The sequence below is a fragment of the Mesorhizobium norvegicum genome (assembly GCF_004919685.1).
Lineage (GTDB): Bacteria > Pseudomonadota > Alphaproteobacteria > Rhizobiales > Rhizobiaceae > Mesorhizobium > Mesorhizobium norvegicum.
The window spans coordinates 19,636-39,254 of the sequence record NZ_SMYZ01000006.1 but is presented as its reverse complement, the minus strand read 5'-3'; the positions used below and the strand labels follow the sequence as shown (position 1 = coordinate 39,254).

At 63.5% G+C, this 19,619-nt stretch carries 19 protein-coding genes; 7 read left to right on the top strand and 12 right to left on the bottom strand.

Annotated features, from left to right (window positions below; all coding sequences use genetic code 11):
• Window positions 1-100: 100 nt before the first annotated feature.
• Window positions 101-1,186: an ABC transporter ATP-binding protein gene (locus FCU66_RS03680; RefSeq protein ID WP_136617215.1), complete on the top strand. Its 1,086-nt coding sequence runs from the start codon at window positions 101-103 to the stop codon at window positions 1,184-1,186.
• Window positions 1,187-1,238: 52 nt separating this feature from the next.
• On the opposite strand, the gene FCU66_RS03675 is transcribed toward FCU66_RS03680, so the two are convergent.
• On the bottom strand, window positions 1,239-2,225 hold the full coding sequence (locus FCU66_RS03675; protein WP_136617216.1) for an AraC family transcriptional regulator: 987 nt from the start codon (window positions 2,223-2,225) through the stop codon (window positions 1,239-1,241).
• 91 nt (window positions 2,226-2,316) lie between these two features.
• Here FCU66_RS03675 and FCU66_RS03670 point away from each other — a divergent pair, with 91 nt between their 5' ends.
• On the top strand, window positions 2,317-3,531 hold the full coding sequence (locus FCU66_RS03670; protein ID WP_136617217.1) for an MFS transporter: 1,215 nt from the start codon (window positions 2,317-2,319) through the stop codon (window positions 3,529-3,531).
• A 50-nt stretch (window positions 3,532-3,581) separates the two neighbouring features.
• On the opposite strand, the gene FCU66_RS03665 is transcribed toward FCU66_RS03670, so the two are convergent.
• On the bottom strand, window positions 3,582-4,160 hold the full coding sequence (locus FCU66_RS03665) for a TetR/AcrR family transcriptional regulator (RefSeq protein WP_246093765.1): 579 nt from the start codon (window positions 4,158-4,160) through the stop codon (window positions 3,582-3,584).
• Window positions 4,161-4,258: 98 nt separating this feature from the next.
• On the opposite strand from FCU66_RS03665, the gene FCU66_RS03660 reads away from it, so the two are divergent.
• The gene (locus FCU66_RS03660) at window positions 4,259-5,167 is read left to right on the top strand and encodes an SDR family oxidoreductase (RefSeq protein WP_136617219.1); all 909 of its coding nucleotides are present in this window, start codon (window positions 4,259-4,261) and stop codon (window positions 5,165-5,167) included.
• Between the two features lie 16 nt (window positions 5,168-5,183).
• Here the strand turns inward: FCU66_RS03660 and FCU66_RS03655 are convergent, their stop codons facing one another.
• The gene (locus FCU66_RS03655) at window positions 5,184-5,531 is read right to left on the bottom strand and encodes a GFA family protein (RefSeq protein ID WP_136617220.1); all 348 of its coding nucleotides are present in this window, start codon (window positions 5,529-5,531) and stop codon (window positions 5,184-5,186) included.
• Window positions 5,532-5,638: 107 nt separating this feature from the next.
• On the opposite strand from FCU66_RS03655, the gene FCU66_RS03650 reads away from it, so the two are divergent.
• Entirely contained in the window at window positions 5,639-6,934 is a 1,296-nt protein-coding gene (locus FCU66_RS03650) for an amidase (protein WP_136617221.1), read from the top strand.
• 18 nt (window positions 6,935-6,952) lie between these two features.
• Here FCU66_RS03650 and FCU66_RS03645 read toward each other — a convergent pair whose 3' ends face one another.
• The 5 genes from FCU66_RS03645 to FCU66_RS03625 are packed head-to-tail and all read right to left on the bottom strand — an operon-like array spanning window position 6,953 to window position 11,199.
• Window positions 6,953-7,336 (bottom strand): hypothetical protein, encoded by a 384-nt coding sequence (locus FCU66_RS03645; RefSeq protein ID WP_136617222.1) that lies wholly within the window; start codon window positions 7,334-7,336, stop codon window positions 6,953-6,955.
• 41 nt (window positions 7,337-7,377) lie between these two features.
• Complete coding sequence (locus FCU66_RS03640; protein WP_136617223.1) at window positions 7,378-8,358, bottom strand: hydroxyacid dehydrogenase; 981 nt, start codon at window positions 8,356-8,358, stop codon at window positions 7,378-7,380.
• Window positions 8,359-8,363: 5 nt separating this feature from the next.
• Window positions 8,364-9,080 (bottom strand): FadR/GntR family transcriptional regulator, encoded by a 717-nt coding sequence (locus FCU66_RS03635; RefSeq protein ID WP_136617224.1) that lies wholly within the window; start codon window positions 9,078-9,080, stop codon window positions 8,364-8,366.
• Window positions 9,081-9,082: 2 nt separating this feature from the next.
• Entirely contained in the window at window positions 9,083-10,252 is a 1,170-nt protein-coding gene (locus FCU66_RS03630; RefSeq protein ID WP_136617225.1) for a mandelate racemase/muconate lactonizing enzyme family protein, read from the bottom strand.
• 59 nt (window positions 10,253-10,311) lie between these two features.
• Window positions 10,312-11,199 (bottom strand): sugar phosphate isomerase/epimerase family protein, encoded by an 888-nt coding sequence (locus FCU66_RS03625; RefSeq protein WP_126070590.1) that lies wholly within the window; start codon window positions 11,197-11,199, stop codon window positions 10,312-10,314.
• A 400-nt stretch (window positions 11,200-11,599) separates the two neighbouring features.
• On the opposite strand from FCU66_RS03625, the gene FCU66_RS03620 reads away from it, so the two are divergent.
• The 3 genes from FCU66_RS03620 (at window position 11,600) to FCU66_RS03610 (ending at window position 14,885) form a co-directional block, all read left to right on the top strand.
• Window positions 11,600-12,655 (top strand): sugar phosphate isomerase/epimerase family protein, encoded by a 1,056-nt coding sequence (locus tag FCU66_RS03620; protein WP_136617226.1) that lies wholly within the window; start codon window positions 11,600-11,602, stop codon window positions 12,653-12,655.
• 152 nt (window positions 12,656-12,807) lie between these two features.
• Window positions 12,808-13,995 carry a Gfo/Idh/MocA family protein gene (locus FCU66_RS03615; protein WP_136617227.1) on the top strand — a complete coding sequence of 396 codons (1,188 nt, stop codon included), beginning with the start codon at window positions 12,808-12,810 and terminating at the stop codon, window positions 13,993-13,995.
• A gap of 38 nt (window positions 13,996-14,033) precedes the next feature.
• Complete coding sequence (locus FCU66_RS03610; RefSeq protein WP_136617228.1) at window positions 14,034-14,885, top strand: sugar phosphate isomerase/epimerase family protein; 852 nt, start codon at window positions 14,034-14,036, stop codon at window positions 14,883-14,885.
• Between the two features lie 372 nt (window positions 14,886-15,257).
• On the opposite strand, the gene phnE (FCU66_RS03600) is transcribed toward FCU66_RS03610, so the two are convergent.
• The 4 genes from phnE (FCU66_RS03600) to phnC form a co-directional block, all read right to left on the bottom strand.
• A complete protein-coding gene (phnE, locus tag FCU66_RS03600) occupies window positions 15,258-16,625 on the bottom strand; it encodes a phosphonate ABC transporter, permease protein PhnE (RefSeq protein WP_136617229.1) in 1,368 nt (455 codons plus the stop codon).
• A gap of 88 nt (window positions 16,626-16,713) precedes the next feature.
• On the bottom strand, window positions 16,714-17,670 hold the full coding sequence (gene phnE, locus FCU66_RS03595) for a phosphonate ABC transporter, permease protein PhnE (protein WP_136617230.1): 957 nt from the start codon (window positions 17,668-17,670) through the stop codon (window positions 16,714-16,716).
• A 55-nt stretch (window positions 17,671-17,725) separates the two neighbouring features.
• Entirely contained in the window at window positions 17,726-18,634 is a 909-nt protein-coding gene (gene phnD, locus FCU66_RS03590) for a phosphonate ABC transporter substrate-binding protein (RefSeq protein WP_136617231.1), read from the bottom strand.
• Window positions 18,635-18,726: 92 nt separating this feature from the next.
• Window positions 18,727-19,584, bottom strand: coding sequence for a phosphonate ABC transporter ATP-binding protein (gene phnC / locus FCU66_RS03585; protein WP_136617232.1), 858 nt, complete (start codon window positions 19,582-19,584; stop codon window positions 18,727-18,729).
• Window positions 19,585-19,619 lie beyond the last annotated feature (35 nt).

Below are 19,619 nucleotides of genomic sequence, written 5' to 3'. Positions count from 1 at the left end.
AAGGGCACGAAAGGTCAACGATTTGGCCTTTCGAACAATCGAACGCCCGGAGCCATAGCGGAGGGCAGACGCCCTCGAAAAAGAAATTGAGACGGTAGACATGGCCCATATCCAGCTCAAGAACATCTCGAAGACCTTCGGCAACCACACCGCCTTGACCGGGCTCGATCTCGACATCGCCGACGGCGAATTCTTCGTGCTGCTGGGCGAGACGGGCGCCGGCAAGACGACGACGCTGCGGCTGATCGCCGGGCTGGAGAAGCCGAGCGAAGGCCAGGTCTTCATCGACGGCGTCGACGTTGCCGACTGGGGTGCGGCCGAGCGTGACGTGGCGCTGGTGCTGCAGCAATACTCGCTCTATCCGCGCTATACGGTGCGCGAAAATCTCGAGTTCCCGCTGAAGCCGAAGATCCGCCGGCTGCCCGACGCCGAGATCAAGGATCGCGTCGACCGCGCTGCCCGCACGCTGAGGATCGAACATCTGCTCGACCGCAAGACCGACAAGCTGTCGGGCGGCGAGATGCAGCGCGTCTCCATCGGCCGCGCCATCGTGCGCAAGCCGCGCGTATTCCTGATGGACGAGCCGCTGTCGGCGCTCGACGCCAAGCTGCGCGAGGCGCTGCGCACGGAACTGAAGAACCTGCAGATGCAGCTTGGCGCCACCTTCCTGTTCGTCACCCACGACCAGATCGAAGCGATGTCGATGGGCGACAAGGTCGGCGTGCTCAACCACGGCCGCATCGTCCAGACCGGCACACCGCACGAGATCTACAACAATCCGCGCGACACCTATGTGGCGAGCTTCGTCGGCTCGCCGCCGATGAACCTCATCGACGGCAAGCTAGTTAACGGCCGCGCGGTGATGGCACCGTTGAATTTCGAACTGCCTTTTTCAGGGGGAGCCAAGGCGAGTGCGGCGACCGATGGTCGCCCGCTCGTCTTCGGCATTCGTCCCGAGGATGTCTATCTCGAGAGCGGCGCCCCAGTCGAGGCGCGTGTCCACGACGTCGAGAACCATGGCGTCGAAAAGATCCTGACGCTGCGCGTCGGCGACGCGACGCTACGTGCCACCGTGCCGGCCAGGACCGATGTGGCCATCGAGCAGTCGGTGCGCTTTGCCTGGAATCCGGACAAGGTGGTGCTGTTCGACAAGGGCAGCGGCGTCAGCTTGCGGCACGCTGGATAGAGCGAGCTGCTTGCGTCCAGCCGTAGCGGGCGTGCACAACGCGGACAGAACCTCAACTGGCCTGGCGGATATCAGCCTGTTCCTCGGCGCGTAGGTGGCTGGGCGCCGAGCCGATGACGCGCTTGAAGGCGCGGCTGAAGGCGGCGTCCGATTCATAGCCGAGACGCGCGGCAACGACGGAGATCTTCATCCTGTCGCGGACCAGCCATTGTCGCGCCTGATGCATTCTGACCTGGGTGACATATTTTGCCGGCGTTTCACCAACGATGGTGGCGAAGCGCTCGGCAAATCCCGATCGTGAAGCGCCCATCATCCGGGCCAGCGACTCGACCGTCCAGTCGTGGTTCGGTTCGAGATGGATGGCGGCCAGCACGCGGCCGATTTCGCGGTCCCTGACCGCGGCGATCCAGCCGGACGAGTCGCCACAGCCGCGCTCGACCCATGAGCGGATGACGGTGGCGGCAAGCACGTCAGCGAGCCGCGCCAGGATGCCGCCGGAGCCGACGCGTTCCATCGTCACCTCACGCGCCATCGATTCCAAAAGATGCGGAATGCCGGGCTCGTAGGCTTCCAGCTCATGCGTGCGCATCACGTCCGGCATCATGCCGAGCAGGGGATGCAGGCCATCGAGATTGAAATACATACTGGCGCAGAACAGCAGCGTTCCCGGTTTGCAGTCCTTGCTGCACATCTCTTCGTTCGAAGTGCAGTAGACGTCCTTGCAGACTTCCTCGAGCTCGTAGCCGTGGATCGGCCAAGCCTGGGCGCCGGGTTCGCTGGCAAGCACATGGGCACCACCGCGCGGCAGCAGGATCGCATCGCCTGCATTGAGCTCCACCCATTCGCCGGAGGGCTGCTTCAGCCAGCAACCTCTACGGCCGATGAAATGAAACCGCGCTGCGGGTTGAGCCGGGAACTGGATGCCCCAGGGCTCCTTCATTTCGCAGCGGCCATATTCGACGCCATCGAGGCGCAAACCGCGCAATATGTCGGTAAGCGGGTCGCCAGTGATTGGAATTTTGGACGAATGATCAAACATGATGGTGTTTCTAGCATGGAAACTCCAGGTGGTCACTCCCTATGTTGCATTGCAGCCAAATGCTGCGCTGCAAACACATCGGAGACTGACCATGGCCGAACCCGCGACAGGCGTCATCGACGCTGCTCTTCTGAACCCTGCAGACTCCGACGAACGAACCGAACCGGCCTGGGGTGCCGTGGTTTCGCTGGCACTTGGGGTGTTTGGTCTGGTGACGGCTGAATTTCTGCCCGCCAGCCTGCTGACGCCGATGGCGCGCGATCTCGGCGTCAGCGAGGGCGTGGCCGGACAGGCAGTGACGGCAACCGCGATCGTCGGCGCCATCGCCGCACCCACCATGGCCATCATCACCAGGCGTATGGACCGCAGGCTGGTGATGTGGATGCTGACGGTGTTCCTGATCCTGTCCAACCTTCTGGCCACCTTTGCCTCATCGCTGCCCGTGCTTCTGCTTGCCCGTGTCGTGCTCGGCGTTGCGCTCGGCGGCTTCTGGGCGATGTCGGCGGCCATGGCGCTGCGGCTGGTGCCGATGCGGCTGATGCCGCGCGCCATGTCGATCATCCTCACCGGGGTTTCGCTGGCGACCGTCTGCGCGGCGCCGGTCGGCGCCTATGTCGGCGACATCTGGGGCTGGCGCACGGCCTTCATGATTGCCACTGTCGTTGCCGCCTTGGCGCTGCTGGTGCAACTGGCCACCATTCCGAAATTGCCGCCCGTGGGTGTGGCGAGCTTCCGCACCTTGCTCGATGTGCTGGAGCGTCCGTCGATCAGGGTCGCCCTGCTGGTCGTGCTGCTGGTCGCTTCGGGACACTTTGCCGGTTTCACCTATGTCCGCCCCTTCCTCGAGAAGGTGCCCGTGCTTGACATCGAGACGATCTCGCTGGTGCTGCTGGCCTATGGCATAGGCGGCTTCTTCGGCAATGTCGCCGGCGGCATCCTGGCCGAACGCAGCCTCAAGGCAGCGGTCGCTCTGGCACCCCTGCTGATTGCTCTGGCAGCCGCCTCGATGCTGGTTTTCGGCGCTTCGCCCACGGTCGCCGCTGCCGCGGTTGCGGTCTGGGGCTTTGCCTTCGGCGCGGTGCCGGTCGGGCTGCAGAGCTGGCTGGTGCGGGCCGCGCCCGATCAGGCAGAGAGCGCCGGCGGACTGATGGTGGCGACGTTCCAGGTGGCGATTGCGCTCGGTGCTGTCTTCGGCGGCTTGCTGGTCGACCATGCAGGCGTGGCCAGCGCCTTCGCCTATTGCGGCGCGGCGACATTGCTGGCGGCCATCGTGGTGTTCCTGCGCGGCCCGAAGCGGGCCGAGTAGCCTGGACGCAAATCAGGCTCCCCTGACACTGCGCGTCGGCCCGAGAACCATCACGGTTTTCGGGCCGCTGCCGTTGTGACGGCGGCGACAAAGCGGTTCAGGCTGTCCTCGACATAAGCGGCCACTTCGATCACCGGGTCAAAGCTCCACCACAGCAACGAGCCTTGCCAATGCGAGGCCATCAGCAGGCCGATGTCGCGTGGCGGGTCGGGCGTTTCAGCAAAACGAGCTGCAAGAGCGTCGCACAGGAACGCCTTCCAGGCCGCACCCCGCGCCCTGAGCACGGGATCGCGCAGATCCTCGCGCAGGACCAGCAGGCCTTCGGCATAGGATTCGATGCCGCCATAGAATTGCGACAGCGCCACCAGAAGCGCGACCGCGCCGGCTGGGGTTCTGGGAACGGTGGCTGCCAGCGTTCTGGTGTTCTCGTCGAGACTGTCCCAGGCGTGCAGCAAGGTTCGCTGTTTCAGTTGCGCCTTGTTCTTGAAGCGCTGCACCAGCGTTGCACCAGAGAGACCACAAGCCTTTGCCAGACGTTCGAAGGTGAGTGCTTCGGGACCATGCTCGTGGATCAGCCGGTGCGCGGTCTCCAGCACCTGCTCGTCGGACTGGGTTTTTGGCCGGGTCATCTTGACATCCTGATATAACCGAATGATCATTTATATATGCTGTGAACAGCACAGGCCAGCCCGTGTCTGATCGATGAGTCCGTTTTTGGGAGAGTTCAATGACGTTGCAAGGGAAAGTTGCCCTGGTCGCCGGCGGGACGCGCGGCGCCGGACGAGGCATAGCGGTCGAACTCGGCGCTGTCGGCGCCACCGTCTATGTCACCGGGCGCAGCACGCGCGCCCAACAATCCGAATATGCCCGGCCCGAAACCATCGAGGAGACGGCGGAAATGGTGACTGCGAACGGCGGCAGGGGCATCGCCGTGCAGGTGGATCATCTCATGGCTGACGATGTGCGCAGGCTGGTCGAGCGAATCCGCGCCGAACAAGGCCGTCTCGATATACTGGTCAACGATATCTGGGGCGGTGAAAAGCTGTTCGAATGGGACAAGCCGGTCTGGGAGCACAATCTGGACAACGGCTTGCGCATGCTGCGCCTGGCCATCGACACGCATCTGATCACCGCCCATCATGCGCTGCCCCTTATGATCGAACGGCCCGGCGGCCTGCTCGTCGAGATCACCGATGGCACTGCCGAATACAATGCCGAGCACTATCGCCTGTCGCCCTTCTACGATCTTGCCAAGGTTGCGGTGAACCGCATGGCATGGGTCCACGCCAAGGACCTTGCAAAACACGGCGCCACCTCGGTTTCGTTGACGCCCGGCTGGATGCGCTCGGAAATGATGCTGGAGATTTATGGCGTCGCCGAAAAAAACTGGCGCGATGCTACTGCCGCAGTGCCGCATATCGTCATTTCCGAGACGCCACGCTTCGTCGGCCGCGCCGTTGCCGCTTTGGCCGCGGATCCGGATCGCTCGCGCTGGAACGGGCAGTCGCTATCCAGCGGCGGGCTGGCGCGGGTCTATGGCTTTACCGATCTCGACGGTTCGCGGCCCGATGCCTGGCGCTATGTGCCGGAGATCCAGGATGCCGGCAAACCCGCCGATGCAACGGGTTACCGGTAAGGCGATCCGGAATCGCTCAGGCCGAACGTCCATCGAAATCGAAGACTGGCAAGGTGGACGGGTCGATATCGGCGACGCAGTTGAGGTTGACGTAGGCGCTTCGTTCGTTCCCTTCGCCGACGTCCTCCGCAAAGGGATGGATGCCGCAGGCCCGGCAGAACCGGTGCGCGATGGCATGGTTGCCGAATGTGTAGGTGCCGAGATCGTCGCCCCAGGCCAGGACCTGCAAGGTCCCGTGCGGAATGGCACACAACAGGGCGCCCTTGCGTGAGCAAATCGAGCAATTGCACCGCACGGCGCCGGTCAGTTCGGCCTTGAATTCGAAGGCGACCTTGCCGCAGTGGCAGCTGCCTTTATAGAGCATCGGATTTTTCCTCGTATTCGACAGGGTGCAAAACCGCCTGCGCCGGGTTAAGTCTCGGCAAGCCATGCCCCAAGGACGTTCAAGGCGTCTGGAGTCCGACACCGAAAATGCAATCAGTCCGTGATCACCTGGAAATCATCCTTGCGCGCCTTGCCGCCCGTGCCGGTGAAGAGCGCGTGTTCACGAAGCTCTATGCCGAAGCCGCACGAGCGGCGGCTGACGCCAGCGATGCCCGCAAGCGGGCAGGGGTGAAGCTCGGACCACTCGACGGCACCATTGTCTCGATCAAGGATCTGTTGGATGTCGCCGGCGAACCAACCACGGCCGGTTCGCTGATGCGCAAGACCGCCGCGCCCGCCTTGTGCGATGCCGCCATTGTCAGCCGGCTGCGGCAGGCCGGCGCGGTCATCATCGGCAAGACCAACATGACCGAATTCGCCTTTACCGCGATCGGCGACAATCAGCATTTTGGCACGCCCGGCAATGCCGTTGACGCCGGTCGCATTCCGGGCGGCTCTTCCTCGGGCGCCGGCGTTTCAGTCGGCGAGGGGACGAGCGAAGTATCGATCGGTTCCGACACCGGTGGTTCGATACGCATTCCGGCTTCACTCAACGGTGTTGTCGGCTTCAAGCCGACAGCGCGACGCGTGCCGCTCGCCGGCGCGTTCCCACTGTCGGCCACGCTGGACTCGATCGGGCCGCTGGCCCGAACCGTCGCTCAGTGTGCCGCCGCCGACGCCGTGATGGCTGGCGCGGAAGCGGCAGCGCTGGCGCCCATTGCCTTGGCTGGGCTTCGCATAGGCATCCCGCGTGGCGTCCTTTTCGAAGAGACGGATGGTGAGGTCGCGGCAGCGTTCGAGCGCTGTCTCGGCAAGGCCGAACGGGCCGGCGCACGGATCGCGGACCTGCCGATCGATGATCTGCTTGCCGACATGCGCGCGGCGACCAAGCGTGGTTCGATCGCTGCGATGGAAGGGGCCGAAGTGCATGCCGACTGGCTGGCGACAGGGGCATCGGTGCCGGTCGACCCGCATGTCAGCGGGCCTTTGTCGCGGGCGGCAATGCTGCCGACGCCTGTCTACATCAGGGCAATGCGCCGTCGTGCAGCGCTCGTCGCTGCCATGGACGAGCGGCTGGCATCGGTCGATGTGCTGGCTCTGCCGACCACACCGGTGACGGCGCCGACCATCATTTCGATGTCTGAGGATACCGAGCTGCGCGACCGCACCGAAGGCCTGCTGCTGCGCAACACGCAGGTCGCCAACCAGTTCGACCTTTGTGCGATCTCGCTGCCGATGCCAGGCACAGCACTGCCCGCCGGATTGATGCTGGTGGCACGCAATGGGCATGACCGGCGTCTGTTGCGGCTTGCTGCTGAAATAGAATCGCTGCTTGGCTCGTGACCAGGGCTGGACTGACTATCAGTGCGACGAACAGTGCTTGCGTTCGCTGTCCTTGGCGGTCCGTACGATGCGGGTCGCGACCAGCCAGGGCAGGCTGTAGTCCTTGCCGGTGATGGTCCGGGTGCGGTGCTCGATCGACCCCCTGACGACGATCTTTCCGCTGTAAAGCACGTCGGACTGATCGGTTATCGCCTTGTCGGCCTGCGGCAAGCCGCTGGTGTCGATCGACACGCCCTTGATGATCGTGCCGGTGGCAAGGTCGAGTGCGCTGTTCGACGGGCAGGGCGCCTGGAAGCAGCGCACCCCATTGTCGCAATAGACATAGCTGCTCTCGGCTGCGGCAAATGCCGGCAAGGTGCAGATGGACGAGGCAATCAGAAATGCGAGGCGAACACCGGACATGCCCGCAACGTCGCGGAGAATTGGGGCGAAACCGCGATGCGCTATATGTCGAGCGGAAACCGCCGCCGGTAGTGATCGACCACTTCGGGATTGCGCAGGTTGACCGGCAGCTTGCCAGCCAGCACCAGCAAGGCCTCGCCCGCCGCGCCGACGCCCATGCGCATCATCGATTCCTCGGTGATCCCCGCCATGTGCGGCGTGACGATGACATTGTCGAAGCCGAAATAGGGATGGTTCGACGGCAGTGGCTGCGTCGAAAACACGTCGAGCGCAGCGCCGCCGATGCCTCGCTTCTGCAAGGCCTCGATCAGCGCGTCGTCGTCGATGACCGGCCCGCGCGACACGTTGATCAGCAGCGCATGCGGCTTCATGCGGGCGATCCGCTCTCGGTTGATCAGGCCGCGCGTCTCCGGCGTCAGCGGACAGCACAGAACGATGATGTCGCTTTGCTCGACCAGGGCGTCGATTGACAGGAAGCCGACCTTCTCCGGCGCCGGCTGCATGCTGCGCGTCGTTGCCACCACCTTCAGGTCGAAGCCGTGCGCCGCGATATGGCCGACCGCCTGGCCGACGGCGCCGAGGCCGACGATGCCGATCGTCTTGCCGGCAAGCTCGCTGTTGGAATTGGCGTGCTCGCGGCCGGCAAGCCAGCCTTTGGCGCGCAGGTCGCGGTCGACGACACGGAAGTTGCGAAGCAAAGCGAGCGCCGCAAACATGACGTGTTCGGCAACCGAGCGGGCATTGACCGCCGGCACGTTGGCCACCAGCACGCCGGCGGCGGTCGCTGCTTCCATCGGAATCATGTCGAGCCCGGCGCCATGGCGGATTGCCGCCCTCAGCTGCTTGGCGTCGTCGAAAAGCTGAGGCGGCAGCGGAGCGCGCACGATGACGATGTCGGCGTTCTTCGCCTCGGAGGCCAGCGTGGCTGGATCGATGGCGGAGGCGACGACGAGCTCTCCGGCGCCGGCCAGCATGGCCGAGGCGCGCGGGTGCAGGGGGTGTGTCGTGAGGATACGGGCCATGTCGGTCAGGCTCTTTCGAGCGCCGGGCTTTGTGGTTCCTCGCCATGGCCCTCGATCAGGCCTTTCCAGTAGCTCTCAGCACCCTGCAGATGGGCGCTCATCAGCGCCTGGGCGAGATTGCCGTCGCGGCGCAGCAGCGCCTCATAGATCTGGATGTGCTCGGCATGCGAGCGCACGCTGCGCTCCGGGTCATTGAAATAGATCGGCAGGCGCTGCTCGCCCATCATGTAGTAGACGCTGCAGACATTGTGGAAGACGCTGTTCTTGGTGGCGCGCACGATCTCGAGGTGGAATTCGCGGTCTTCCCTGGCAAGGCCTTCGCCTGCGGCGATACGCTCTTCCGAAGCTTTCAGGATTTCGCGCAGCCGCTCGAAATTCTCCTCGGTGGCGCGCGAACAGGCAAGTTCGGCCGCCTTGATCTCGTGGATCTTGCGCAACTCGACCGTCTCGTAGATCTGGATCGGATCGAGCGGCAGGCCCGCGCGGGCAAAAAGCGCCATGGCTTCGACGCTGGCCTGCTTGGTGTCGATGTAGATACCGGACTTGGCGCGCCGCTCGACGATGCGCATGGCTTCGAGGATGGCGAGCGCCTCGCGGATCTGGCCGCGGCTGACAGCGAAATGCTCCGCCAGTTCGCGTTCCGACGGCGTTCGGCCGGTCTCCTTGTCCGAATGGGAGAACAGGTAGGCGGCGAGTTCCGCGAGAAGGTTCTTTTCTTTCATCGTCAACCGCGTTGCGCGTGCGCCTCCAGGAACCGCTCCGAAATGGTGAATCCCAGACCCGGCATTTCCGGGATCGCTATCATACCGTCACTGGCTTCGACAGTCTCTTCGATCAGATCATGGATCATCGGGTTGGCGCCGAGCGAATATTCGACTGTAAAACTAGACGGCGAGGCGGCGCAGACATGAAGCCCGGCGAAGAAGCAGGGTGCGCCGGCCCACAGATGCGGCGCAAAGCGCAAATTGAAGGCGCTGGCGATGGTGCCGATCTTCATCGCCTCGCTGATGCCGCCGCAGAAGGCGGGATCGGGCTGGAAGATGTCGGCGGCCTTGAGCACGGCGAGGTCGCGGAAGGCATAGCGTGTCGCCTCGCTCTCGCCGGTGGCAATCGGGACGGCGCCGGATGCCCGCACCTCGGCCATGCCGGACTTGTCGTCGGCGATGATAGGCTCCTCGAACCAGGCGAGATCCAGATCGTTGACGAGGTGGATGAAGCGCTTGGCTTCGGCCACCGTGTAGGTGCCGTGCGCGTCGACCATAAGCTCGACATTGGGGCCAAGCGCCTGCCGTGCGGCGCGCACGCGGGTGGCGGACACATGCGCTGCGCCGTCCATGGCGCCAACCCGCATCTTCAGCGCCTTGAAGCCGCCCTGGGCGATATAGGACTTCAACTGCTCGCCGATGGCGTCGGCGGCCGCCCAGCCGCCGGAGGCATAGGCCGGCATGCGATCGAGCTTGCGGCCGCCGAGCAGCCGCCAGACCGGCACGCCGAGTGATTTGCCCAGGATGTCCCACAGCGCGATGTCGACGGCGCTGATGGCGGCGATGCTCATGCCGCGCCGCGCCAGCTGCGGCATGGCGTGGCCGGCGCGCGCGGCGCTGTCGTGACGCACGCCATTGTAGAGCATCTCCCAGATGACGCCGATGTCGGCCGGATCGCGGCCGATCAGCTGCGGCCCGACCTCATGGTTCAGCATGTGGACGAGGGCGCCGTAGCTGCCGGCGCTGCCGGCGGCGTTCTTGCCTTCGCCCCAGCCGACCAGCCCGTCATCGGTCTCGATGCGCAGGATGGCGGCGTCGAAGGTCGTCACCTGGCCGAAGTCGCTGCGGTGTTGCCGAGCGGCTTCGATCGGGACGCGGACCCACCAGGCTTGGACGGTCTTGATGCGCATATTCTTCCCCAGCCCTGCCGCCGTCTGGCGGAAGGGCAAATTTCCCAACAGGCAGCCGGCTACTTGATCAGCGGCAGCAACGTTTCGGCGTTGATGCGCATCTGGTCGGTGTAGAATTTTTCCGTGAGCACGCTGGAGCCGTGGTCCTGGATGAACTTCAGCTGTTCGGGCGAGATGTCGACCGGATTGCGCTCGACCATGTCGGGATAGGGTGCCGCCGGCGTCCGGTCGACGGGCGCAACGAATTCGTTGGTCAGCGCGCCGTCGTAGCCGATCTCCCGCAAGGTGGCGACGATCTTCGGCCAGTCGATCTGGCCGAGGCCGGCGGCGAAGCGGTTGTTGTCGGCGACGTGGAAATCGAACAGGCGCTTTCCGGCCTGCCGGATCGCGTCATAGACGTTAAATTCTTCCATATGGATGTGGTAGGCATCGAGGCAGACGCCGCATTCGGGACTGACCGCGTCAGCCAGCGCCAGGGCCTGGGCGCCACGATTGAACAGATAGGTCTCGAAGCGGTTGAGCGGTTCGACCGCAATCTTGACGCCGACCTTCTTGGCATGGGTGAAGCATTCACGGGTCGCGTCGACAACCCACTTCCACTCCTCTTCCTCGGTGCCGTCAGGCACCACCTTGCCGACGGTCGCCGGAACCAGCGTGATGATCTCGCCATCGAGTTCGCTGACCATGGTCAGCACGTCCTTGACATACTGAACGGAGCGCTCGCGCTGGCCCTGGTTTTTGGCCGCCAGGTTGCGCTCACCCAGCATCAAGGTCACCGCGCCCCAGCAGCGGATGCCATGCTCCTTCAGCAGCGCGCGCGTCTCCTTGGTCTTGTATTGCTCGGGCTCGCCGGAAATCTCGATCGACTCATAGCCGAATTTCTTGATGCGCTTGAGCGTCGTCTCCAAGGGTTCCGCGCGCATCCAGTTGTGCGTCGAAAGATGCATGGTCTGTCCTTCCCAATTCGTCTCTATGGTTCGCCTGCGACATGCATCGCCAAAAGGCGACGCAAGGGTTCCTCCCCAAGGCATCCCCAGCCTTTTCTTGCAAACTGGTTCGACCAATTGGGCCTGAAGTGAGGTCTACAGCAAATTCTGCGGGACGGCAAGAAGTGCGGGAATGCAACTTTCTGCGCGAATTATTTCATTGATTATATTGAGATATATATCCCTATCCCGTGTGATCGCGGGACCTTGATGGCGTATCGCGAGGCTTGACCAAATTCGCATATTTGGTAATACCAGAATGGTGGTGCGTGCAAGCGCCCGTTGAGAAAAGACCAAAGTGGCTGGCCCTGCTTCCAATCGGCGCTATGCTCGGTCGCGAGAACAATGAGGGAGGATGCCGATGCCGACGACAATGAAGGGCCCTGGACTGTTTCTGGCGCAGTTCGCGGGCGACGCCGCGCCGTTCAACTCGCTTGCGTCGATCACCAAATGGGCGGCCGGTCTCGGCTACAAGGGCGTGCAGATTCCGACCTGGGACGCGCGGCTGTTCGATCTCAAGAAAGCGGCCTCTTCCAAGGCCTATTGCGACGAGGTGAAGGGCATCTGCGCGGACGCCGGCGTCGAGATCACCGAGCTGTCGACGCATCTGCAGGGGCAATTGGTGGCGGTGCATCCGGCCTATGATGCACAGTTCGACGGCTTTGCGCCGGCTTCGGTGCACAACAATCCGAAGGCGCGGCAGAAATGGGCGGTCGAGCAGATGAAGTTCGGCGCCAAGGCGTCGAAGAACCTTGGCCTGAAGGCCTCGGTGACCTTCTCTGGAGCCTTAGCCTTCCCTTACCTCTACCCGTGGCCGCAGCGGCCGGCCGGGCTGATCGAGGAAGCCTTCGCCGAACTCGGCAAGCGCTGGAAGCCGATCCTCGATGTCTATGAGGACAATGGCGTCGATGTCGGCTACGAGATCCATCCCGGCGAGGACGTGTTCGACGGTGCGACCTTCGAGATGTTCCTCGATGCGGTCGGCGGCCACAAGCGCTGCAACATCAACTACGATCCGTCGCACTTCCTGTTGCAGCAACTCGACTATCTCGAATTCATCGACATCTATCACGAACGCATCAAGGCGTTCCACGTCAAGGACGCCGAGTTCAACCCGACCGGCCGGCAAGGCGTCTATTCCGGCTATCAGAGCTGGACCAACCGCGCCGGCCGGTTCCGGTCGCTGGGCGACGGGCAGGTGGATTTCGGCGGCATCTTTTCCAAGCTGACGCAGTACAATTATGATTCCTGGGCGGTGCTGGAGTGGGAGTGCTGCCTGAAGCATCCGGAAGACGGCGCGGCCGAGGGCGCGCCCTTCATCCAGCACCACATCATCCGGGTGACGGAGAAGGCATTCGACGACTTCGCCGGTGGCGCTACGGACAAGAAAGTGCTGCGCGCCATGATGGGAATCTGACGCGGTCTTCCCTCCCCCTCGAGGGGAGGGTGGTCCGAAGGGCCGGGTGGGGTCGGTTCACGCCGCGCTCCACGCCCGGCAACCCCACCCGATCCGCTGCGCGGATCGACCTCCCCACAAGGCGGAGGTGAGCAACAGCTAAGGAGAAAAACATGGTCGGCGCATCGAAGTCGGAAACGGGAGGCGGCCCGATCCGCTACGGCATGGTCGGCGGCGGGCAAGGCGCCTTCATCGGCGCGGTGCACCGAATCGCGGCGCGCCTGGACAATGACTTCGTGCTGGTCGCCGGCGCTTTGTCATCCGACCCGGCTCGCGCAAAGGCCTCGGCCGCCGAGCTCGGGCTCGACCCCGATCGCAGCTACGCGTCCTATGCCGAGATGGCCAAGGCCGAGGCCAAGCGGCCCGACGGCATCGAGGCGGTGGCCATCGTCACGCCCAACAATGTGCATGTACCGGCGGCAAAGGCTTTCCTGGAGGCCGGCATTCACGTCATCTGCGACAAGCCGCTGGCAACCACACTGGCCGAGGCCAAGAAGCTGGCCGCCGTGGTCGAAAAGACCGGCAAGGTGTTCGTGCTGACGCACAACTACACAGCCTATCCTATGGTGCGGCAGGCGCGCGAAATGGTGGCCAAGGGCGTGCTCGGCGATATCCGCATCGTGCAGTCCGAATATCCGCAGGACTGGCTGACCGAGGATCTGGCCGCCACCGGCCAGAAACAGGCGGCGTGGCGCGGCGATCCGAAACAGGCAGGCGCCGGCGGCGCGCTGGGCGATATCGGCACGCATGCCTACAACCTCGCCCGCTTTGTCTCCGGGCTCGAACTCGATTCCCTTTCGGCCGATCTCGACGCCTTCGTGCCGGGACGGCTGCTCGATGACAACGTCAACGTCATGCTGCGCTTCAAGCCTGCGGGCAAGACGCATCCGGCCAAGGGCATGATCTGGGCAAGCCAGGTGGCGCCTGGCCACGAGAACGGGCTGAAGCTGCGCATCTATGGCTCGAAGGGTGGGCTGGAATGGGTGCAGGCCGACCCGAACTATCTCTGGTACACGCCGTTCGGCCAGCCCAAGCAATTGATCACTCGCAACGGTGCCGGCGCGCTGCCGGTGGCAGGCCGTGTCAGCCGCGTACCGTCAGGCCATCCCGAGGGCTATCTCGAAGGCTTCGCCAACATCTACCAGGAGGCCGCGCGCGCGATCCGTGCGGCGCGCAAGAAGGGCGGCAAGCCGGCAAAGGATGTCGTCTTCCCGACCATTCAAGACGGCGTCGAAGGCATGGCCTTCATCGAGGCCTGCGTGAAGTCTTCGAAGAAGAATGGGGCGTGGACCAAGCTCTAAAATAAAAGATCCGGGGGGATCCAAGGGGAGGGGCGTCGATGAAAATCGGCATGTGCATGTTCTTGTGGACGACGGCCGTGTCGAAGAAACACGAGCCGTTGCTGCGCGACATCAAGACGACCGGCTTCGATGGCGTCGAGATACCGATCTTCGCCGGCACGCCGGACGACTATAGAAAGCTCGGCGAGCTGCTCGACCGGATCGGGCTGGAGCGGACCGCGGTTTCAGCCATGGGCGATCCGGCGATGAACCTGATCTCGGCCGATGCGGCAACGCGCAAGGCCGGTGTCGACTATATGAAATGGGCGATCGACTGCGCCAATGCGCTTGGCGCCAGCACGCTGAGCGGCCCTCTGCATTCGACGCTCGGCGCCTTTTCCGGCGCTGGGCCAACGGCCGCCGAGAAAAAGCGCTCGGTCGCCTCGCAACGCGCCATCGGCGACCACGCCGGCAAGAGGAACGTCACCATCGGGCTCGAGGCGCTCAACCGCTTCGAATGCTATCTCCTCAACACGATGGCGGATTTGTCGGAGCATATCGACGCCATCGACCGGCCGCACATCAAGGCGATGTACGACACTTTCCACGCCAATATCGAGGAGGCCGACCCGATCGGCGCCTATACAAAACACCGCCGGAATGTCGTGCATATCCACATCTCGGAGAATGATCGCGGCGTGCCCGGGCGCGGCAACATTCCGTGGAAGGAGACATTCTCGGCCATCCGCAAGAGCGGCTACGACGACTGGCTGACGATCGAGGCGTTCGGGCGTTCGCTGAAGGATTTGGCGGCGGCGACCAAGGTGTGGCGCGACTTTTCCGAGAGCCCGGAAGCGGTTTATCGCGAGGGGTATAGGCATATCAAGAACGGGTGGAAGAAAGCGGCTTAGCATCTGATCGACGCAAAGACCTGTCGAGCGCAGCGCGACGAAGTGCGGGTCGACCCTTGGTGTGAGGCGCGATGATGATTGCGCCTGGTCCATTTTCTATCTGCGTTCGCGGCGGTTGCCAGGTGGTTCCCCCACTCCGTCTCGGCTTCGCCGAGCCACCTCTCCCCCCCTCCGGAGGGAGAGGAAAGGAAGCCTGGTGGCGCGGGGAGAGGAAGAAAGCCTCGGCCTTGGAGGACAGGCGCCGGCTCGGACAGCCTTGCGCCTTTCCTCTACCCCGTCGATCGGGGGAGAGGTGTCGAGCGAAGCTCGACGGAGTGGGGGTCGACCCTTTGGCGCCGGGCGAGGCGATGCGTGCGCTTCTGCGTCACAAGGCTAACCCTGCTCGGCCTGGATCCTGTTGTAATCGTGGATCGTCTGGCTCAGCCGGCGGCGCAGGAAATTGGAAATGTTGTCGAAAATGAACACGACGAGCAGGATCAGCAGCACCATGTAGAAGACGTTGGCCCAATTGGAGTTGGTGCGCATCGCTTCCCACAGTTTCAGGCCGATGCCACCGGCGCCGACGGCGCCGATGATGGTCGCGCCGCGGGTGTTGGATTCCCACTGATAGAGTGTCTGGCTGATGAAGACCGGCACCACTTCCGGCAGCACGCCGTAGCGCTGCACGAGGAGGCCGTTGGCTCCAGTCGAGGTGACACCCTCGCGGGGCTTGTCGTCGATGTTCTCCAGTGCCTCGGAATAGGTTTTGCCGAGCGTGCCGATCTCGGTGAAGAAGATGGCAGCGCTGCCCGCCAGCGGTCCCGGCCCGAAGGCGCGGGTGAAGAACAGCGCCCAGATCAGCATGTCGATGGAGCGCATGAAGTCGAAGAAGCGCTTGAGCACCTGGTTGACCAGCCGGCTGGGCGTGATGTTGCGGGCGGCGAAGAAGGCCAGCGGGAAGGCGACGATGCCGCCCAGCATGGTGCCGAGAAAGGCCATGACGATGGTCTGCAAGAGTTTCGTCCAGACATCGCCATGCTGCCACTGGGCGTTGTTCCAGATGTTGTCGCCGGCCAGCGCCAGATTGGACGTGCCCGGTTTCAGTTCCGGTCCGGAGACGATCAGCGAGGCCACTTCGCTTGCCGACTTGCCGAAGAAGGGCGAGCGCGTGTCGAAGACGAAGTTTGCCCAGCCGAGAAAACGCTTGCGTATCCTGACGCGGTCAACTGCGACGCGGGCCTCGCCGGCAAAGCCCATGTCGGCGACGACCTCATCTTCATGCGCGGTGATCCAACCGGGAACCGGTCCGGAGATCAGCGGCTTGCCGGTGCCTAACCCGACTGCAACGGTTTCACCGTTGGCAATTATCGTCGCTTGCGTCTTGTTGAAGGTGATCGACTTGGCTGTGCCGTCGATCAGGATCGTCACCGAACCATCGGCATTGGTCTTGACCCAGTCCGGGTTGGGATTCGGGCCAAGCACCGAGAAGCGTGGATATTTGGCGGTGATCTGGGGCTCATCGAGGCGGAAGATCGGCTGCACGTCGTAGCTGATCCACTGGGTCAGGAACAGCGGCAGCCGCTCCCAGTGCGATTCCCGCATGACTTGCGGCAGATTGAAGAACCACAGCGCATAGAGCAGGTAGAGAAAGGTGCCGCCAAGCAGCAGCAACGGCCCAAAACGCTTGTGGAACGGTCGGTGGAACACCTGAGGAAAGCGTTCCTCTATCGACTGGATTTGATCGGCGGTCATGGTGGCCATGGGTAGTCTTCCTGCTTTGCCATGATCTTTGGACAAAACGGGTTCCCGTTTGTCCGAGAAAACCGGATGCCACTTTTCGGGATCATGATCATGCTCCCATCACGAAGGCCTGCTCGCCGACCAGCTTGCGGCGCAGCCAGGCGGAGAACTGGTCGACGATGAAGATCGTCGTGAACAGGAGCAGCACGAGGGCTATCGTCTTGGCGCCGAAGCCGCGCGAGATGGACAGCTTCAGCTCCTCGCCGATGCCGCCGCCGCCGACCGCGCCCATGATGGTGGAGATGCGCACGTTGATCTCGATCCGCAGCAGTGTGTAGGACATGAAGTTGGGCAGCACCTGCGGCAAACCGGCAAAGCGCACCCGCTCGAACCAGTTGGCGCCGACCGCCCTCAGGCCTTCCTCGGCGCGCATGTCGATGTTCTCGTTGATCTCGTAGAAGAGCTTGCCCAGTGCGCCGATCGAATGCAGGCCGATGGCGATGATGGCGGCGATCGGGCCGATCGAGACGATGGCCGCGAACAGGCCGGCGATGACGATCTCGGGAAAGGCGCGCAGCAGTTCCATGAAGCGCTTGACGATCAGCCGCAGCACCGGATGCGGCGTCAAATTGCGCGCCGCGATGAAGGAAAACGGCACGGCAAAGACGAAGCCGATGAAGGTCGAGACCAGCGCCACGTTGAGCGTGGTCAGCATCAGCTCGAAATATTCAGGAATGTAGAAGCTGCCCCAGACATAGGCGCGGCCAAGCGGAAAGTTGAATTCCTGGGTACCGGTGTCATGCGGGGAAGCGACGTCGAACATCGCTCGCCAGACATCGTTCCAGTCCTTGGGGACGAGCCAGCTCAGGAAATCCAGCAAATGCGGCAGCCGGTCGAAGAAATGCCCGGCATTGGCCTCGTCGGCGAACCACATGGTGCTGCCGAGCGCGACAAGGAGCAGGCCGACACCGATGGCGGTGTAGAGCCGGCGCAAGGACGTCTGGCGACGCCAGGCGTCGGCCATCTGGTGAGTGGCGCCGGAAGGGGCTGTCACGGAAAGGGTCATGATCGGAGATGCAAAAAGGGCGGTGCTTTGAACACCGCCCTTCCTGATTTCGCCGTTAGCCGCCGATGGCTGCCTTACGGGCTTCGACGATGACGTTGTAGAAGTCCGGCTTCACCGGAACGTAGCCGGTAAAATCGCCGCCTTCGACGCCTTCGAAGCAAGCCTTGTCCTTCTTGGGCAGCTGCGTGAAGAAGTCGGCGAGCTTGGCGGTCATCTCGTCGCCGAGCGCGGTGCGCACGACAAGCGGGCCGTTCGGGATCAGGCCCGAGCGCCAGACTTCGACGAAGTCGTTGGGGTCGACGGCGCCCTTGGCGACTTCCTTGTGGAAGGTGCCGGAGGTGTAGCCGTCCTTGAAGTCACCGATGCCGGAGGAATCGTCCACCGCCACGTCGACCTTGCCGTCACGCACGGCCAGGACGTTGTTCTCGTGGCCGCCGTTGAACTGGGTCGAGGCGAAGAAGGTTTCGTTCGAAGCGCCGGTGTCCTTCGGGATCTGGGTCAGCGGGATCAGGTAGCCGGAGGTCGAATCCGGATCGGCGTAGCCGAGCTTCTTGCCCTTGGCCGACTTGATGTCGGTGATGCCGGAGGATTTCAGCGCCAGACCGATCGAATAATAGCCGGTCGCGCCGTCGGTCTGCTGGGTGGTGAGGATCGGAGTGACCGCCTTCGGGTCCTTGAGAACGACGCTGGCATAGCCGGAAGCGCCGAGTTCGGCGAAGTCGAGCGTGCCGCCGAGCAGGCCCTGAATGACGCCGTCATAGTCGGCGGCGGGGAACAGCGAGACCTTTTCGAAGCCGAATTCGGTCTTCAAATGGTCGGCGAGGCACTGGTAGTTGCGCAGCCGGTCGGTTTCGTTTTCACCGCCGAGAATGCCGACGCGAAATTCCTTCATATCGGCCGCGTGGGCCATGCTGGTCGCCATGGCGAGCACCGAAACGGCGCTGAAAACCATCTTCCTGAACATCTGCTATCTCTCCTGTAGGTTCCGGCCCCGCGCCGGCAGCGTTATCGATTTTGACAGGTGCCCTTGACGCGGGCTGGCGATCCAGGCCGCTCTCAGTACCCCGGGAATGCGGGCTCGAGCGGTCCGGCGGATGCGGCAATCTTTCGGCTGAAGGCAACGCTGGTCGAGGTGATGGCCTCGGAGATTTCCTGGCCATTGCTGTCGGCGCCATAGACGAGACGCACGGCCTCGCGGTTGAGCTCTTCCGGCGGGCCGTCGAAGACGACCTTGCCGGCGGCCATGCCGATGATGCGGTTGCAATAGGTGCGGGCAGTATCCAGCGTGTGCAGATTGGTGACGACGGTGATGCCTTCGCGCAAATTGATGTCCTGCAGCGAATCCATCACCACCTTGGCGTTGAGCGGGTCGAGCGACGCGATCGGCTCGTCGGCGAGGATCACTCTGGGCTGCTGCATCATGGCGCGGGCAATGGCGACGCGCTGCTGCTGGCCGCCCGACAAGGTGCCTGCGGGCTGCAGCGCGGTGCGCGCGATGTCGAGCCGTTCGAGTGCCGCGACCGCCTCGGCGCATTCTGCGCGAGAGAACATGCCGAACAGGTTGGTGATGGTCGAACGGTGGTTCAGCTTGCCGAGCAGCACGTTGGTCAGCACGTCGAGGCGCGGCACCAGGTTGAACTGCTGGAAGATCATGGCGCAGTCACGCTGCCAGCGCCGCAGCGGCGAGCCGCGCAACTGGGAGACCTCGGCGCCGTCAAAAAAAATCGACCCCTGGCTGGGATCGATGAGACGGTTGATCATGCGAAGAAGGGTTGATTTGCCGGCGCCCGAACGGCCGATAATGCCAACCATCTGACCCTGCGGGATCGCGATGTTGATGTCGCTGACGGCAGTGTTCTTGCCGAATCGTCGGGTGACACCGCGGATTTCGAGTGTGGCAGAGGTTGCTGGCATGGGGCAGGTTCCAGTCCGGACCATTGATCGTCAGG

Excerpts from the sequence above, each read along its gene's own strand:
- FCU66_RS03680 (WP_136617215.1), top strand. The coding sequence starts at position 101 with ATGGCCCATATCCAGCTCAAGAACATCTCGAAGACCTTCGGCAACCAC.
- FCU66_RS03675 (WP_136617216.1), bottom strand. The coding sequence starts at position 2,225 with ATGTTTGATCATTCGTCCAAAATTCCAATCACTGGCGACCCGCTTACC.
- FCU66_RS03670 (WP_136617217.1), top strand. The coding sequence starts at position 2,317 with ATGGCCGAACCCGCGACAGGCGTCATCGACGCTGCTCTTCTGAACCCT.
- FCU66_RS03665 (WP_246093765.1), bottom strand. The coding sequence starts at position 4,160 with ATGACCCGGCCAAAAACCCAGTCCGACGAGCAGGTGCTGGAGACCGCG.
- FCU66_RS03660 (WP_136617219.1), top strand. The coding sequence starts at position 4,259 with ATGACGTTGCAAGGGAAAGTTGCCCTGGTCGCCGGCGGGACGCGCGGC.
- FCU66_RS03655 (WP_136617220.1), bottom strand. The coding sequence starts at position 5,531 with ATGCTCTATAAAGGCAGCTGCCACTGCGGCAAGGTCGCCTTCGAATTC.
- FCU66_RS03650 (WP_136617221.1), top strand. The coding sequence starts at position 5,639 with ATGCAATCAGTCCGTGATCACCTGGAAATCATCCTTGCGCGCCTTGCC.
- FCU66_RS03645 (WP_136617222.1), bottom strand. The coding sequence starts at position 7,336 with ATGTCCGGTGTTCGCCTCGCATTTCTGATTGCCTCGTCCATCTGCACC.
- FCU66_RS03640 (WP_136617223.1), bottom strand. The coding sequence starts at position 8,358 with ATGGCCCGTATCCTCACGACACACCCCCTGCACCCGCGCGCCTCGGCC.
- FCU66_RS03635 (WP_136617224.1), bottom strand. The coding sequence starts at position 9,080 with ATGAAAGAAAAGAACCTTCTCGCGGAACTCGCCGCCTACCTGTTCTCC.
- FCU66_RS03630 (WP_136617225.1), bottom strand. The coding sequence starts at position 10,252 with ATGCGCATCAAGACCGTCCAAGCCTGGTGGGTCCGCGTCCCGATCGAA.
- FCU66_RS03625 (WP_126070590.1), bottom strand. The coding sequence starts at position 11,199 with ATGCATCTTTCGACGCACAACTGGATGCGCGCGGAACCCTTGGAGACG.
- FCU66_RS03620 (WP_136617226.1), top strand. The coding sequence starts at position 11,600 with ATGCCGACGACAATGAAGGGCCCTGGACTGTTTCTGGCGCAGTTCGCG.
- FCU66_RS03615 (WP_136617227.1), top strand. The coding sequence starts at position 12,808 with ATGGTCGGCGCATCGAAGTCGGAAACGGGAGGCGGCCCGATCCGCTAC.
- FCU66_RS03610 (WP_136617228.1), top strand. The coding sequence starts at position 14,034 with ATGAAAATCGGCATGTGCATGTTCTTGTGGACGACGGCCGTGTCGAAG.
- phnE (WP_136617229.1), bottom strand. The coding sequence starts at position 16,625 with ATGGCCACCATGACCGCCGATCAAATCCAGTCGATAGAGGAACGCTTT.
- phnE (WP_136617230.1), bottom strand. The coding sequence starts at position 17,670 with ATGACCCTTTCCGTGACAGCCCCTTCCGGCGCCACTCACCAGATGGCC.
- phnD (WP_136617231.1), bottom strand. The coding sequence starts at position 18,634 with ATGTTCAGGAAGATGGTTTTCAGCGCCGTTTCGGTGCTCGCCATGGCG.
- phnC (WP_136617232.1), bottom strand. The coding sequence starts at position 19,584 with ATGCCAGCAACCTCTGCCACACTCGAAATCCGCGGTGTCACCCGACGA.